Genomic DNA, 15,085 nt, shown 5'->3' with positions numbered 1-15,085 from the left:
CCCGGCGACGGCACCTGGTACATCATTCCCAGCAGCACCGGCAACGCTTACGCCCAGCAGTGGGGCCTTAACGGCGACGTGCCCGTGCCCGGCGACTACGACGGCGATGGCAGGAGCGACCGCGCCGTCTGGCGACCGAGTGAGGGCATGTGGTACATCGTACACAGCAGCTCCGGCGCGATCTCCACGCAGCATTGGGGCGTGAGCGGCGACGTGCCGACAAACGCCAGGTAACGCAGGCGCGACGGAACTTCAAGCATCGTCTGTCGCTCGACCGTATCGGCTGGACAGCGCGGTACTGGCACACGCGGCAGGCGCACCTGAGCCGAGGAGGGACGTGTCGACGTCCCTCCTCGTGTTATGATGGAAGGACGCGGCATGCGCTTCTGGCTCGACGAGCACTCGGTGCTTCCGCTGCCGATGCGGTGCGGCTCGTCTCTTCAGGAGCGATCGTTGCGCTCGTTACATGCCGCAGCCGTGGCAGTGGCGCGCCCGATCTTGAATCGGATGCCTGACCAGGGAGTGTAAAGATGCAACCCCGGATTACGGTGATCACCCTCGGCGTAGACGACTTGGAGCGGGCGCTCCGGTTTTACCGGGACGGACTTGGCCTGCCGACCGAGGGCATTATCGGCGCGGAGTTTGAGCATGGAGCCGTGGCCTTCTTCAACCTCCAGGCGGGGGTGAAGCTGGCGCTCTGGCCGCGAACGAGCATTGCCTACGACTCCGGCCTGCCGATGGGTATCTCCAGTCCGACCGAGCTGACGCTGGGACACAACGTGGCCTCACGTGAAGACGTTGATGCTGTGATGGAGCAAGCGAGAAATGCCGGTGCTGGTATCGTGAAAGCGGCGCACGATACGTTTTGGGGTGGTTATGCGGGCTATTTCCAGGATCTCGACGGGCATCTGTGGGAAGTTGTCTGGAACCCCGCGTTTGACAAACCGGCCTAAGGCCGCACGAAACAACCATCCGGCCCAGGCCATCACATAACCGTGCCCAAGGATGCTATACCACGGATGAAGCGCAGAAAGCAAGACGGAGCGAGCATCGTCCCGTCTCACACGCGCTTGCCCATGTGCGGCGCACGTCGCCTTGACGCCAACAATCCCTTCCCCACCTCCTGCGGCCCGATCTCATCCAGTTTTGTACAGTTTAACCCCTGGAATGTGCAGTACGCTTGCTGGTATTGTCAATCATGCACCGCTTGGCGCGGCGCACGTGCCGGACGATTTGTTGTACGGCTTGTCTCACCAGCCCTCAGGAGGACCCACATGAAACCTGACACGTCGCAGCCGTCGAATGCTTTTATTGCCGCATCCTGGGCCGCCCTCATCGTAGGCATCCTGGCCTTTCTGATCGGCCTCTGGAATGCCTCCATGCTGTTGTCGGAAAAGGGCTATTATCTCACGGTGCTACTGTACGGCCTCTTCGCCGCCGTGTCCATCCAAAAAAGTGTACGGGATCGAGACGAAGGCATTCCCGTCACCCCGCTCTATCTTGGCTTGAGCTGGGCATCCGTCATCATCGCAATTGTGCTCTTGGTCGTCGGCTTATGGAACGCGACCATGCTCCTGAGCGAAAAGGGGTTTTATGGCATGGCCTTTGTGCTCAGCCTTTTCGCGGCGATTACTGTGCAAAAGAATACGCGCGACCAGCGAGGCAGCGATCGGACCTGGAACCTGCCCCGCCGAGCTGCGAGCGCGACTGAGGGACGCGAGCTGTAACACGGCTGGACCGGAACGATCCGCAACAAGAGCTATCCGCGTCGAGGTGTGGAGTATCAGGTTGCTGCATCGCTCAAGACCAGTGATGCCCGGTGAAGCTGAAACGCAGGGGCGGTCGAGCATGGGAAGCTCACCGCCCCTGCGTTGTCGTGGCGCTGCTATGGCAGGGTGACGAACGGGGCGAGGAACGCCCGCGCTGACGGTGTATCGAGACGGTACGTGACGTTGGTTGAGCGGCAGATCGCGTCGCCGGTGATGGTTGTCGCGGCCACAATATCTGTTGTTCCCAGGAAGTTCGGGCCGCCGGAGTCACCGTAGCAGGTGCCGCCGTTGCCTGTTGCCGGGTTCATCGAAATCCGCAGCCAGGCGGCGTTGATCGAGTTCAGCGTGCCTGTTGCGACCATCCGTACATCGTTGTAGAGGTACCGATGTCCGCCAGGCTCGTTCGTCACCTCATAGGCGCCGTAGCCCACCGATGTGAACTGCTGCGAGCCGGACAAGTTTGACAGCGAACCTGCGGCTGGCAGCCTCGCGGGCGTAATGCCCTTGATAGGCTGGTCGAAGACAACAACCGCAATATCGTGTGGGTCGCTCTGGTCGTGTCCGTATTGTGGGTCAGCATACCAGCTTCCGCTGTACGTCTTGTCTCCGTCCTGATACGCTGAGTCGAAGGTAACAGTGACGCGCGACGTTCCCTCATCGCAGTGCGCGGCTGTAAGGAAAACGGTCGATGAGATCAGCGTTCCGGTGCAGTACAGCCAGGTACCATCAGAGTACGGCGCTGATGCCACCAGGGCACCGACGTTCGGATGTTGATTGCCGTCCGGCTGGCCGTTGGTGATGGCGTAGGCTGAGGGGGCAACAAGCAGGAGCACGGCAAGCGCCATGCCCAGGACCAGATTCCGACGCATGAATTCCTCCTTGATAGTGGTACGATGCTAGCGATTGAGACTGGCTCGCAGCGAGGCTTCATCAGGCTGATGCAGTGGAGGTACTCTACTCCTTTTTCCGGAGCTTGGCAAGGGCTCTGCTATCATGCCCGGATATTCCCCGTAACGTCTACAGATCATGCCTCGCCAGCCTTCGGCTATCAGCCGGGAGCGCCTGGCGCTGCCCTGCAATGTCTTGGCACGCTTGAAGCTGCATAAGACGATCGAGATTAATCAACGGGGTTTATATTTGATATTATATATAATTTTATGATATAATATATACTATACCTGAGAGCATAGCATTGGTGCGGGCTCATCTTTCCGTCCTGAATGGACACGCCTGTTTGGAAGCACAGGCTTGACAGAACAGGCCGCGCCTGGTGGATGGCGAGCGGGGTTGCACATACGTCGTACGGCCCGGATGGTTGGGGGAGTTCCCAAGCATTCGCCTTGTTGATGCACCATCGCATCCGCTCTTGTCCGAACAACCTTGTCCTCGGCATGTGGAATCGAGCACACAGCGTGCTCAAGAGACGATGGAGCAGCATATGGCTGAGCAAAGAATTGGTCTGATCATGAATGGCGTTACCGGTCGGATGGGCATGAATCAACATCTGATTCGCTCGATCGTCGCCATTCGACAGCAGGGTGGCGTGGCGCTGCCCAACGGCGACCGGCTGATGCCTGATCCAATCCTGGTTGGTCGGAGCGAGCATAAGCTCGCAGCGCTGGCACGCGCGCACGGGATCGAGCGATGGAGCACCAACCTTGAGCGGTGCCTCGCCGCGCCGGACGATGTGATCTACTTCGATGCGCAGACGACGACGCGCCGGGCAGCAAGTGTTCGCGAGGCAATTGCCGCCGGAAAGCATATCTACTGCGAGAAGCCGATCGCGACCGACCTCGAAACCTCGCTGGATCTTGCGCGGCGCGCACGCGAAGCTGGCGTCAAAAACGGCGTGGTTCAGGATAAGCTCTGGCTGCCCGGTCTGCTCAAGCTCAAGCGGCTGGTCGATAGCGGCTTCTTTGGTCGCATTCTCTCGGTGCGCGGCGAGTTCGGCTACTGGGTGTTTGAAGGCGACTGGCAGCCCGCACAGCGGCCATCGTGGAACTACCGCAAGGAAGACGACGGCGGCATCATCGTCGATATGTTCGCGCACTGGCGCTACGTCCTCGATCATCTCTTTGGCGCTGTGCGATCGGTTTCATGCCTGGGCGCAACCCATATTCCAGAGCGCTTCGACGAGCAGGGCGCGCGCTACGGGGCAACCGCCGACGATGCGGCCTATGGCACGTTCGAGCTTGAGGGCGGCATCATCGCGCAGATCAACTCGTCCTGGGCCGTGCGCGTCTATCGGGATGAGCTGTTTAGCCTTCAGGTCGACGGCACCGAAGGCAGCGCGGTCGCCGGATTGCGCGAGTGCCGCACGCAGCACCGCGCCAATACGCCCAGGGCCGTCTGGAACCCTGACATTCCCAATCCGATCGACTTCTGGGACGACTGGCAGGAAGTACCCGACAACCAGATCTTCGATAACGCCTTCAAGGTCCAGTGGGAGCTGTTCCTGCGCCACGTTGCCTGCGACGAGCCGTTTCCCTACGATCTGCTGGAAGGTGCCAGGGGCGTGCAACTGGCCGAGCTTGGCCTGCGCTCGTGGCAGCAGCGCTGCTGGGTAGACGTCCCTGAGCTGAAGCTATAAGGTGGCATTATGTCAAGAGAACTACTGCTGCCGCGCTCCGACGGCACGCTCGCGCCCTATCGGCCCGGCCCGCCGTCCACATTTCGGCCACCGACACAGCCATTGACGAGCCGCATCGCCTACTCTGCCGCGCATGTTGTCGTCGATCCGCTCGCCAACACCGACCCGATCGGTGACAGTCAGATCGACTGGGAGACGACACTGGCCTACCGACGCTACCTGTGGTCGCTTGGGCTGGCCGTCGCCGACGCGATGGATACCGCACAGCGCGGCATGGGCCTGGGCTGGGCAACCGCCCAGGAGCTTATTCGCCGATCCGTGGCGGAGGCGCGCGCGGTGGGTGGCACGATCGCCTGCGGCGCGGGGACCGATCACCTGATGCCTGGGCCGAGCGTGCGATTGGCTGAGGTCGAGGCGGCGTATGAAGCGCAGTGCAGCTTTGTCGAGGGCGTCGGCGGTCGGATCATTCTGATGGCAAGTCGCGCGCTGGCAGCCTGCGCCCGTGGCCCTGAGGACTATGCCCAGGTGTACGGGCGGATTCTTTCACAGGTGCGGCAGCCGGTGATCCTGCACTGGCTCGGCGACATGTTCGATCCGGCGCTGGCTGGCTACTGGGGGACGCGCGATCTGGATGCGGCGATGGAGCATTGTCTTCGGATCATCGACGAGCACGCCGCCAAGATCGACGGCATCAAAATCTCGCTGCTGGATAAGGATCGCGAGATCGCTATGCGTCGGCGCTTGCCCGCGCGCGTGCGCATGTACACCGGCGACGACTTCAACTACGCCGAGCTGATTCGCGGCGACACGCAGGGCCACAGTCACGCGCTGCTTGGGATCTTCGACGCCATCGCTCCGGCAGCCTCGGCAGCGCTCCAGGCGCTCGACGGCGGCGATCTCGACAGCTACGAGGCGATTCTCGCGCCGACCGTCCCGCTTTCGCGGCATATCTTCCAGCCGCCGACCTACTACTACAAAACCGGCGTCGTCTTTCTGGCCTACCTCAACGGCCACCAGCAGCATTTTCGGATGCTGGCCGGACACGAAAGCGCGCGCTCGGTCGTCCATCTCGCCGAACTCTTTATGCTCGCCGATCGGGCGGGCATCCTCAACGATCCCGACCAGGCCACAGCGCGCATGCGGCGAGTCCTGGCGGTCGCGGGCGTTGTGTAGGAGGGACAGATGCGGCCACTTACGGATCTTTCACGCCTGAGCCTGAACCAGGCGACAACGCAGCACTGGAGCGTGCGTCAGGCGGTCGATGGCTGCGCCCGCGCAGGTATTCCCTGGATCGGCCTGTGGCGGCACAAAGTCGACGAGCTAGGCGCTACGGCCAGCGCGCGGCTTGTGCGCGATGCCGGCCTGCGTGTTTCGAGTCTCTGCCGTGGTGGATTTTTCCCGGCTGTCACGGTCGCTGAGCGGCAGGCCCGCATCGACGATAACCGTCGTGCGATCGACGAGGCGGCTGAGCTTGGCACCGACGTGCTGGTGCTGGTCTGCGGCCCCGCACCCGATCGGAATATTCAGGCCGCGCGCGAGATGGTGCGGGATGGCATCGCGGCGCTGGTGCCGTACGCGCGCGAGCACGGCGTCAGGCTGGCGATCGAGCCGCTGCACCCGATGTTTGCCGCCGATCGCTCGGTGATTGTGACGCTTGCCCAGGCGCTCGATATTGCCGAGCAGTTCGATGCGCAGCAGGTGGGCGTGGCGATCGATGTCTACCATGTGTGGTGGGACCCGGAAATCTATCCACAGATCCGCCGCGCGACAGGCCGGATTCTGGGCTTTCACGTCAACGATTGGCTGGTCCCGACGCCGGATCTGCTGATGGGGCGCGGCATGATGGGCGATGGCGTGATCGAGCTCCGTCGCTTGCGAGCCGCCGTCGATGTCACCGGATACACGGGACCGATCGAGGTAGAGATTTTCAACCAGGCGATCTGGGATACCGCAGGCGATGCCGTCCTGTCGCAGATGTGCGAGCGCTACCTGGCGCACGTGTAGGATTCCGATCATCATACTGAGCGGCACGCATTACCGTGCCGCTCAGTGCTTTCTTTGTGCCGGGACAGACATACCTGAGGCCATGTCCCACGCTGAGGCCGATCGCAGCGCAGCCAGTCGCGCTACCGAGACTTCAGGATCGCGGTCGCGTCCGCGCGGAACTGAGCCGCCGCCTCGGCGGGTGTGATCTCACCGTAGAGCAGCCGATCGATGATCGGGTTATAGACATCGGTGAGAACCTTCGAGTGGCCCGCCGGATCAGGCGCGTTAATCGGAGCCGCGACCTTCTCGGCTTCGCTGATATACGCGAACACCTTCTGCTGCATGGCTGGCAGCTCCGGCTGGAGCGCCTGGCGAATCTCCGGCGAGATCGGCACGCCGCGCTCGGCTCCAAGCGCTTTGTTGGCCTCAACGTTGTTGGTGAAGTAGTCGATGAACATCGCGGCCTCTTTGGGATGCTGCGACTTCGAGGAGATCGAGAAGAACATCGATGGCTTCAAATACACGCCCTGTCCGCCATTCTCGGCTTGCGGCGGCAGTGTGAGCTCAAGCGCGCGATCACCGCTCGCCGCAGAGATCGCGGCAGGCATGTTGCTCCACACGAAGATCATCGCCGACTTCTCCGTTACGATCAGCGAGTCTTCGATCCCAACGGTTCCCCGACCGGCATCGAACTCACGTGTCGGCGTCGCGCCCGACTTTTGCATGTCCACGAGCATCTGGAAGAATTGGACGGCAAGCTGATCGTCGTCATAGCCCAGCGCCGTGCCGTCTTCGTTGTACATCCACGCGCCGTGATCTTTCAGCCAGAGCTTGAAGAACTCAGCATTGTAGAAGTTTTCAATGCCGTAGATGTTCAGTTTTTCGTGGAGCTGGCTCGCGGTCTGCTGAAGATCCGACCATGTCCAGTCTGCGCCAGGCGTTGCCACGCCCGCCCGCTCGAACAGCGCCGGATCATACAGGACGCCGAGCGCGTTCGTTCCGAGGTTGACGCCGTAGAGCTTTCCGTCGATCTTGCCGCCTGCAAGCTGCTCGTCCGCGACATTGCCAAGGCTGATCGTACCGCTCGCTACGAAATCGTCAAGCGGCAGGAGCTGGTCGCGCGAAACCCACTCGGCGATCTTGGCATAATCTTGCTGAATAATGTCCGGAATGTTGCCGCCAGCAGCCTGAGTCGTCAGCCTGGTCCAGTGATCATCGAAGGTGCTGTACTCAGGCGTGATCTTAATGTTCGGATGCTCTTTCTGGAACATCTCGATCACTTTGAGCGTGCGGTCGTGCCGGTTCTGCGAGCCCCACCATGCGATGCGTAGCTCGACCTGCTCGCCGCCCGCCGCAGGCGCAGCCGCCGTGCTGGCAGCAGGTGAGGCGCTGGCCTCGCTACTGGCTGCCGGGCTGCCGCTCGCCGCCGTGCTGCCCGTTGTGTTAGCCGCTCCTGAATCATCGGACGCGCCGCACGCGACCACGAGCAGGCTCAAGATGACCAGTAGGGGTAAGAGAATCCTTCGTGTGTACATATCGGTTCCTTTGATTCGTTCTTACTATCAGCAATTATATAGCTCATATATTATATATAATATATCCCACCTGTCAAGCATCATCCTGTTTCCACATATCGAGACGATTGACCGGAGAGCACTTATGATATATGATATATAATAAACGATCAAATACTAGAACAATCGAGGACTACTATGTCAGCACAACTCGTGCCCGAGCCGCGCTATAGAACCAAGCAAGCCTTCGTCTACCAATCCCTGCGCGATGCCATCATGCGCGGCGACCTGCCGCCGGGCGCGCGCCTGCGCATCGAAGCGATCGCGCAGCGTCTCGGCGTCAGCCCGATCCCTGTCCGCGAGGCGCTCCACATGCTCCAATCCGAGCGCCTCGTCGAGAATACCCCCCACGTCGGCGCTACCGTCGCCCCGATCTCCAAAGCCTCGATTATCGAGATCTTTACCGTCATGGAGGGCCTGGAGCTGGTCGCCACCCGCACCGCCGCCCAGCGCCTCACCCCCGCCGATCGCCACCACCTGCACGAGCTGCTGGCGGCGATGGATCAGGCGGTGGAGTCAGCGGCGTACCATCAATGGGCCGATCTGAACACCGCGTTTCACCTGGCGATCGTGCGCATGACGGACATGCCGATGCTTCAGGAGATGACCGCGCGCGTGTTGAACCAGTGGGACCGCGTGCGGCGCTACTACCTGAAGGATGTGCTGGTGTTTCGGCTGGCGCAGGCGCAGCAGGAGCACCACGCGATCGTGCAGGCGATGCTCGATCGGGACGAGGAGCGGCTGGCCCAGGTGGTGCGGGCGCACAGCCAGGGCGCGCTGGCGGCCTATACCGAATATCTGGCACATACGTGTGAGCCAGTGTAGCTGCTTGTCGGTTGCGTGAGAACAAACGGTAGATGGAGGCTGAGACATCGTGGAGCAGAACCAACAGGCAGGCCGGTTTCCCTTGCCACACATGGCCTATGGCGGCGATTACAACCCGGAGCAGTGGCCGGAAGCGATCTGGGCGGAAGATGTGCGCCTGATGGGCGAGGCTAGCGTCAACCTTGTCTCACTCGGCATCTTTGCCTGGGCCAGGCTAGAGCCACAGCCCGGCCAGTACGACTTCGACTGGCTCGATCGGATCATGGATCTGCTTCACGCCAGCGGCATCGCGGTCGATCTCGCCACCGCCACGGCCTCGCCACCGCCCTGGCTCGCCAGGCTGTATCCCGAAAGCCTACCCGTGACGGCAGAGGGCGTGCGGCTGTGGCCGGGCAGCCGTCAGCACTACTGCCCCAGCAGCCGAGCGTATCGTGATGCCGCGCAGGCGTTGGTCAGGCGCATCGCCGAGCGCTACCGCGACCACCCGGCACTCGCGCTCTGGCATGTCGGGAATGAGTACGGCTGCCATGTCGCCGCCTGCTACTGCGACGAGTCGGCTCAGGCGTTTCGTGACTGGCTCCAGCGCCGCTACGAGACGCTGGAGGCGCTCAACGAGGCCTGGGGCACGGCCTTCTGGAGCCAGCAGTACGCAGCGTGGGACGAGATCAACCCGCCGCGCAGCGCGCCGACGTTCATAAACCCGACTCAGCAGCTCGACTGGCAGCGCTTCTCGTCGGACGCCCTGCTCGAATGCTTCGAGCTTGAGCGGGCGATCCTCAAAGAAATCACGCCGGATGTCCCGATCACAACGAATTTCATGCGTCTCTTCAAGCCGCTGGACTATTGGACGTGGGCAGCCCGCGAAGATCTCGTTTCCCTGGATCAGTACCAAGATCCGGCTGATCCGCTGACGCATATCGACGCGGCGCTGAACTTCGATCTTGTCCGCTCGCTGGGCCAGGGCAGGCCGTGGCTGCTGATGGAGCAGGCGACCAGCCAGGTCAACTGGCGGTCGCAAAATCCGGTCAAGCAGCCCGGCCAGATGCGGCTCTGGAGCCACCAGGCGATCGCGCGCGGCTCCAATGGCGTGATGTTCTTTCAGTGGCGGGCATCCAAGGCCGGGGCGGAGAAGTTTCACAGCGGGATGGTGCCGCATGTCGGCACCGCGTCGCGCACCTGGCGCGAGGTCGTGGCGCTGGGCCAGGAGCTTCAGCGGCTCGGTGGCGTGATCACCACCCGTGTCAGCGCCGAGGTCGCGATCGTATTCGACTGGGAGAGCTGGTGGGCACTTGAGCTGGACGCCAGGCCCTCGTCCGATCTGCGGCTGATCGAGCAGGTGCGCAGCTTCTACGATCCGCTCTTTCAGCGCAACATCACCGTCGACTTCGTCCGGCCCGATGCCGATCTGCGCGGATACCGCCTGGTGCTCGTCCCGAATCTGTATCTTGTGTCCGACGAGGCTGCCCGGCAGCTTGAGCAGTATGTCGCCGATGGCGGCACGCTGATGATGTCGTTTTTCAGCGGCATCGTGGACGAGCGCGACCATGTGCGGCTCGGCGGCTATCCGGCTCCGTTCCGCGCCCTGCTGGGCCTGCGCGTCGAAGAGTTCGTGCCCTACGCACCGGGCCAGGCCAACACGATCACCGCCGATGACGGAGCCTGCTACCCGTGCGACCTATGGAGCGATCTGATCGACCTGGAAGGAGCGACGGCCATCGCGCGCTACGCCGACGCATTCTACGCCGGACGACCGGCGGCGACGCGACATCGTTTTGGCCGAGGCACCGCCTACTACGTCGGCACCCGTCCCGACACGAGCGGCATCGCCTGGCTGCTCGATCGCGCCTGCGAGGATGCCGGGGTACGGGCGGCATACGCTGTGCCGGAGGGCGTCGAGGTTGTGCGGCGACAGGGGGAGCAGACAGCGCTGCTGTATATGCTCAACCATCGTAACCAGCCGGTTGAGATTGCGCTGCACGAGGACGCTACCGACCTGCTGACGGGGCAGCATATCGCCGGAACCTTTACGTTACCGGCGCTTGGCGTTGCCGTGCTGATCAGCGATCATCGTTCAGGCTAAATTCAAAGTTCAAAGTTTCGAGTTCAGAATTCCATGCCCTCATCCCAGCCCCTACGCACGCCGGGGTACCATGCCGGGCGCCATGCCCAAAGGGCACCGCATGGCGCCCGGTCTGGCACCCGCGTTGCCCTGGCACAGGAGCAAGAGAGCTGCTGATGCGTGGGATGTGCGGTCCTCAATGCGGGTTACAGCACCGCGATCAAGAGCAGATCGTTGACGTTGGTGAGCGTTGGGCCTGGGAGCAGCAGATCGTCGAGCGCCGCAAAGAAGTGGTAAGCGTCGTTCTCGCGGAGCGCCAGCGCCGGGTCGAGATGCTGCGCCTGGGCGCGCGCCCAGGTATCGCCCGTAACCACAGCGCCAGCCGCATCGGTCGGGCCATCGCCGCCATCTGTGGCAAGCGCGATCACCAGCGTATCGCGCAATCCCGCCAGCGCGCCGACCGCACCCAACGCGACCTCCTGATTACGACCGCCGAGGCCACCGCCGCGCAGCGTCACCGTCGTTTCACCGCCGACGATGATCAGCGCCGGTCGTTCGAGCGGCGTGCCACGGAGCGCCACTTCCCGCGCCAGCGCAGCGGCAACCTTCCCGACCTCGCGCGCCTCGCCTTCGAGATAGGTCGTGAGCACGAGGCTGTGGAAGCCACGCGCCCTGGCTGCCGCCGCCGCTGTGTCGGCTGCGGTTGCATTGGAGGCGATCACCTGATTATAGACTCGTTGCCAGAGCGCGGCGTCGGCCTTGGGAGTCTCAGCGCGCACGCCAGCAGCGCCCGCCTGGAGGTGCGCGGCAACAGCGGGTGGGAGCGTCTGCTCCAGGCCGTATCGCTCGACGATCGCCCAGGCATCGGCGTAGGTCGTGGGGTCGGGCACGGTCGGGCCGGACGCGATCACATCGAGCGGCGAGCCGACCACATCCGAGACGATCAGGGCTGCGACCTGCGCCGGAGCGGCACGCAGCGCAAGCTGACCTCCGGCAACCTGCGAGCAATGTTTGCGCAGCGTGTTGATCTCACCGATCGACGCGCCACAGCGCAGCAGCGCGCCGGTCAAGCCCTGCATGTCGGCGAGTGACACGCCAACAGCTGGCAGCGTCATCAAGGCCGATGCTCCACCGGAGAGCAAAACCAGCACGAGATCGTGCTCGCGGACGCCTTCAAACAGCCGCAGCATGCGCTGCGTCGTGTCCACGCCGCGCTGATCGGGCACAGGATGGCTTGCCTCCCACAGCGCGATCGGGCCGATCTGGCTGCCGGATGCGCCGAGATGGCCTTCTTTGACCACCATCAGCCCTGCCGCGATCCGATCGCCCAGCACCGCGTAGGCTGCCTCGGCCATCGGCGCGCCCGCCTTCCCGCCGCCCACGACGACCACCCGTGCATCCGCGCTGAGCGCGTAGCGCCGCTCGCCGACCACAACCGTGGAGCCTTCCCGCCACAAAGAGCGCCGCACGGATGCAGCCGGATCAACCGCCGCGAGCGCCTGGGCCATGATCTCAGCTAGCGCGCGGCCCTGCGGATGGTCGCGCAGTGAGGCCGTCAGCAGCCGATCCGCATCCATCGCGGCCACCTACCGCGCTTCCTGGGGCAGCCAGCTTGCGTAGGCCGGATGATCGCGGCCAATCGGCAGATCAACCGGCTGCTCGGTCCGGCTGGAGTGATACATCGCGCTGATCAGCTCAAGCGCCGCGCGCGCATCGGCCAATGTCACCGGCACCTCCGCTCCGGCTTCGAGCGCCTGATGAAAGCGATAGAACTGCCCGGTAAAGCGCTCCGGCAGCGGCACGAAGCGGCGCAGCGCCTCCGCGATCTGCTCTTCCAGCTCCGGCGTATCGCCGGTAAAGGTCCACGGCTCGAATGAGTTGTGGTAGGGCCGCGTATTGCTCTCGGCGGTCAAATTCTGGAAGCAAAAGCGATGCCGGGTGATCTCAGGCACCGATCCGACCGTCACCGTCAGCGAGGCCAGCGATCCATCGGCCATCTCAAGCGAAACCGAGGCGCAATCTTCGACCTCGATCGCGTGGATGCGTGTGGCCGTCCGCGCAAACACATTCTTGATCGGGCCGAGAATATAGCAGAGCATGTCGTGCGAGTGGATCGCGTGGCTGAGCAGCGTGCCGCCCAGCTCCGTCCGCCACTTGCCGCGCCAGGGCACGGCGTAGTACGCGGCGCGTCTGCGCCAGGCCGTCTCGACGGTCGAGACATAGGCCGTTCCGGTCAAGCCCTGCTCGACCAGAAATTTCAGCTTTTGCAGGCCGTGCCCAAAGCGATACTGAAAAATAGGCATCACCCGCTTCCCCGACGCCGCCTCGATCCGCTGAAGCTCGTCTACGGCCTTGACCGAGCCGACGAGCGGCTTCTCGCAGACCGCGTGCTTACCGGCCTCAAGCACCTGCTGGATCTGCTCGAAATGCAGATGCGGCGGCGTGCAGATCGAGATCACGTCAAGATCATCCATCCGGCACAGCTCGGCCAGATCGGTGGTGACGCGCGGAATTTCCATCGACGTTGCCAGCGCCCGCGCCTTCGCCGCGTCGATGTCGCAGATCGCCAGCACCTCGAATTGATCGGACAGCTCTTGGAATGCGCTAATATGCTGGCTGCCGACGCCGCCGCCGACGACGGCCACGTTTAATCGTTGGCTCATGATGTGAGATACCCCAAGCGCGCGGCCTGTGCCTGCGCACGAAGCACGAGTTCCGCCGCCAGAAAACAGTGCTCCTGCGTCATCGCGGCTTCGGTGCGGTTGATAATATCGCCGACGAGCTGCGCGCCATACGGCAGCGTAACCTGGCTACAGTCGATGTAGCGCGTCGCCTGCTGATCGACGAGAAACAGATGATTCGCGCCGGGTCGTCCGGCGATGTCGATGTTTTTACGGACCTCGATATAGCCGTCCGTGCCCAGGATCGTCAGCCGGGTATCGCCCCAGGCGTCGAGGCCGCCGGGCGTGAACCAGTCGACGCGAATATAGCCCGTGCCCTGGTCGCCGCGAACCGTGAGATCGCCGAAATCTTCCAGCTCAGGATACTCTGGGTGCTGGTAGTTGGCAACCTGCGCCGCGACGATCTCGACGCTGGTCGAGCCCGTGAAAAACAAAAACTGATCGGCCTGGTGCGAGGCAATATCGGTGAGAATCCCGCCGTACTCCGCCCGACGAAAGAACCAGTCGGGGCGGCTTGACAGGTTCGCCCGGTGCGGCCCCAGCCCGATCGTCTGGATCACCCGCCCGATCGCGCCCGATTTGACCAGCGTGCCCGCCTGCACGGTCGCAGGATTTTCAAAGCGCTCGCTATAGCAGATCGAGTAGATCCGCTGCGTCTCGGCCTGGACCCGCCGCGCCTCTGCCAGTTGCTCCAGCGTCGTGAAGCCCGGCTTATCGCTCATATAGTCTTTGCCGTGCTGCATCGCTGCGATTCCGATGCGTGCGCGCTGGGCCGGAATAGCCGCGCTGACGATCAGGTGGATCGTTGGATCTTCGAGGATCTCTGCTTCGCTGCGGACGATACGTGCCTGCGGGTACGTCTTGGTGAAGCTGGCGAGCAGATCCGGCTCAGGCGCGAAGACCGCGACCAGCTCCGCGCCGACACGCAGCAGCAGATCGACCTGACCGTAGATGTGGTTGTGATTGATGCCGATGACCCCAAAGCGAACTGGAAACGACTTGATCGCTGTCATACACTAGCCCTCCAAGCCCGCTGCTCCACGAGCGCAAAAGCGCTCAGGCATAGTTGAAGCTAGCTGGTATGTCGTTCTATGCCATATCCAGCGGTAATGCATATATTATATATAATATAAACACTTGTCAAGTATCATGCTCGTATTTTCTCGTCTTGCGCTGAAAGCGGAACGAGCGATTGAACCGAGCAGACGAATCATATATAACATATAATGGATTACCAAAGAATATGTTGAGGCTGATATGCAAGCAGAGCGATCCACAGAGCAGCGACATCGAACCAAGCAAGCCTTCGTCTACCAATCCCTGCGCGATGCCATCATGCGTGGCGACCTGCCGCCGGGCGCGCGCCTGCGCATCGAAGCGATCGCGCAGCGTCTCGGCGTCAGCCCGATCCCCGTCCGCGAGGCGCTCCACATGCTCCAATCCGAGCGCCTCGTCGAGAATACCCCCCATGTCGGCGCTACCGTCGCCCCGATCTCCAAAGCCTCGATTATCGAGATCTTTACCGTCATGGAGGGCCTGGAGCTGGTCGCCACCCGCACCGCCGCCCAGCGCCTCACCCCCGCCGATCGCCACCACCTGCA

At 62.8% G+C, this 15,085-nt stretch carries 14 protein-coding genes; 9 read left to right on the top strand and 5 right to left on the bottom strand.

Going from position 1 to position 15,085, the window contains the following annotated elements; genetic code table 11:
- From VFZ66_07990 to yiaA, 3 genes are all read left to right on the top strand, one after another.
- Positions 1-234: hypothetical protein (locus VFZ66_07990; GenBank protein ID HEX6289117.1), on the top strand; the 234-nt coding region annotated here is incomplete at its 5' end.
- A 296-nt stretch (positions 235-530) separates the two neighbouring features.
- Entirely contained in the window at positions 531-953 is a 423-nt protein-coding gene (locus tag VFZ66_07985) for a VOC family protein (GenBank protein HEX6289116.1), read from the top strand.
- Positions 954-1,274: 321 nt separating this feature from the next.
- A complete protein-coding gene (gene yiaA, locus VFZ66_07980) occupies positions 1,275-1,727 on the top strand; it encodes an inner membrane protein YiaA (GenBank protein HEX6289115.1) in 453 nt (150 codons plus the stop codon).
- Between the two features lie 158 nt (positions 1,728-1,885).
- Here yiaA and VFZ66_07975 read toward each other — a convergent pair whose 3' ends face one another.
- Entirely contained in the window at positions 1,886-2,638 is a 753-nt protein-coding gene (locus tag VFZ66_07975) for a trypsin-like serine protease (GenBank protein HEX6289114.1), read from the bottom strand.
- Between the two features lie 569 nt (positions 2,639-3,207).
- On the opposite strand from VFZ66_07975, the gene VFZ66_07970 reads away from it, so the two are divergent.
- The 3 genes from VFZ66_07970 to VFZ66_07960 are packed head-to-tail and all read left to right on the top strand — an operon-like array spanning position 3,208 to position 6,363.
- Positions 3,208-4,359, top strand: a complete 1,152-nt coding sequence (locus tag VFZ66_07970) for a Gfo/Idh/MocA family oxidoreductase (GenBank protein ID HEX6289113.1) — start codon at positions 3,208-3,210, stop codon at positions 4,357-4,359.
- Between the two features lie 9 nt (positions 4,360-4,368).
- Positions 4,369-5,532 (top strand): dihydrodipicolinate synthase family protein, encoded by a 1,164-nt coding sequence (locus tag VFZ66_07965; protein HEX6289112.1) that lies wholly within the window; start codon positions 4,369-4,371, stop codon positions 5,530-5,532.
- A gap of 9 nt (positions 5,533-5,541) precedes the next feature.
- Entirely contained in the window at positions 5,542-6,363 is an 822-nt protein-coding gene (locus VFZ66_07960; GenBank protein HEX6289111.1) for a sugar phosphate isomerase/epimerase family protein, read from the top strand.
- Between the two features lie 122 nt (positions 6,364-6,485).
- Here the strand turns inward: VFZ66_07960 and VFZ66_07955 are convergent, their stop codons facing one another.
- Positions 6,486-7,880, bottom strand: coding sequence for a sugar ABC transporter substrate-binding protein (locus tag VFZ66_07955; protein ID HEX6289110.1), 1,395 nt, complete (start codon positions 7,878-7,880; stop codon positions 6,486-6,488).
- A 177-nt stretch (positions 7,881-8,057) separates the two neighbouring features.
- Here VFZ66_07955 and VFZ66_07950 point away from each other — a divergent pair, with 177 nt between their 5' ends.
- Together VFZ66_07950 and VFZ66_07945 are read left to right on the top strand one after the other, a co-directional pair.
- A complete protein-coding gene (locus tag VFZ66_07950) occupies positions 8,058-8,744 on the top strand; it encodes a GntR family transcriptional regulator (GenBank protein ID HEX6289109.1) in 687 nt (228 codons plus the stop codon).
- A gap of 49 nt (positions 8,745-8,793) precedes the next feature.
- Positions 8,794-10,824: a beta-galactosidase gene (locus VFZ66_07945; protein HEX6289108.1), complete on the top strand. Its 2,031-nt coding sequence runs from the start codon at positions 8,794-8,796 to the stop codon at positions 10,822-10,824.
- 185 nt (positions 10,825-11,009) lie between these two features.
- Here VFZ66_07945 and VFZ66_07940 read toward each other — a convergent pair whose 3' ends face one another.
- From VFZ66_07940 to VFZ66_07930, 3 genes are read right to left on the bottom strand one after another with little or no spacing between them, the layout of a single operon-like run.
- Positions 11,010-12,380, bottom strand: a complete 1,371-nt coding sequence (locus tag VFZ66_07940) for a DUF4147 domain-containing protein (GenBank protein HEX6289107.1) — start codon at positions 12,378-12,380, stop codon at positions 11,010-11,012.
- A 9-nt stretch (positions 12,381-12,389) separates the two neighbouring features.
- A complete protein-coding gene (locus VFZ66_07935) occupies positions 12,390-13,466 on the bottom strand; it encodes a Gfo/Idh/MocA family oxidoreductase (protein ID HEX6289106.1) in 1,077 nt (358 codons plus the stop codon).
- Positions 13,463-14,497, bottom strand: a complete 1,035-nt coding sequence (locus tag VFZ66_07930; GenBank protein HEX6289105.1) for a Gfo/Idh/MocA family oxidoreductase — start codon at positions 14,495-14,497, stop codon at positions 13,463-13,465. Before VFZ66_07930 ends, VFZ66_07935 begins: the two co-directional genes overlap by 4 nt.
- A gap of 244 nt (positions 14,498-14,741) precedes the next feature.
- Between VFZ66_07930 and VFZ66_07925 the strand changes: the two genes are divergently transcribed.
- A partial coding sequence (locus VFZ66_07925; GenBank protein HEX6289104.1) for a GntR family transcriptional regulator occupies positions 14,742-15,085 on the top strand: 344 nt, incomplete at its 3' end.

Source organism: Herpetosiphonaceae bacterium (genome assembly GCA_036374795.1).
GTDB lineage: Bacteria > Chloroflexota > Chloroflexia > Chloroflexales > Kallotenuaceae > LB3-1.
Note: the sequence above shows the minus strand (reverse complement) of the source record. Positions and strands in the feature narration are given on the sequence as shown.

Excerpts from the sequence above, each read along its gene's own strand:
- VFZ66_07985 (HEX6289116.1), top strand. The coding sequence starts at position 531 with ATGCAACCCCGGATTACGGTGATCACCCTCGGCGTAGACGACTTGGAG.
- yiaA (HEX6289115.1), top strand. The coding sequence starts at position 1,275 with ATGAAACCTGACACGTCGCAGCCGTCGAATGCTTTTATTGCCGCATCC.
- VFZ66_07975 (HEX6289114.1), bottom strand. The coding sequence starts at position 2,638 with ATGCGTCGGAATCTGGTCCTGGGCATGGCGCTTGCCGTGCTCCTGCTT.
- VFZ66_07970 (HEX6289113.1), top strand. The coding sequence starts at position 3,208 with ATGGCTGAGCAAAGAATTGGTCTGATCATGAATGGCGTTACCGGTCGG.
- VFZ66_07965 (HEX6289112.1), top strand. The coding sequence starts at position 4,369 with ATGTCAAGAGAACTACTGCTGCCGCGCTCCGACGGCACGCTCGCGCCC.
- VFZ66_07960 (HEX6289111.1), top strand. The coding sequence starts at position 5,542 with ATGCGGCCACTTACGGATCTTTCACGCCTGAGCCTGAACCAGGCGACA.
- VFZ66_07955 (HEX6289110.1), bottom strand. The coding sequence starts at position 7,880 with ATGTACACACGAAGGATTCTCTTACCCCTACTGGTCATCTTGAGCCTG.
- VFZ66_07950 (HEX6289109.1), top strand. The coding sequence starts at position 8,058 with ATGTCAGCACAACTCGTGCCCGAGCCGCGCTATAGAACCAAGCAAGCC.
- VFZ66_07940 (HEX6289107.1), bottom strand. The coding sequence starts at position 12,380 with ATGGATGCGGATCGGCTGCTGACGGCCTCACTGCGCGACCATCCGCAG.
- VFZ66_07935 (HEX6289106.1), bottom strand. The coding sequence starts at position 13,466 with ATGAGCCAACGATTAAACGTGGCCGTCGTCGGCGGCGGCGTCGGCAGC.
- VFZ66_07930 (HEX6289105.1), bottom strand. The coding sequence starts at position 14,497 with ATGACAGCGATCAAGTCGTTTCCAGTTCGCTTTGGGGTCATCGGCATC.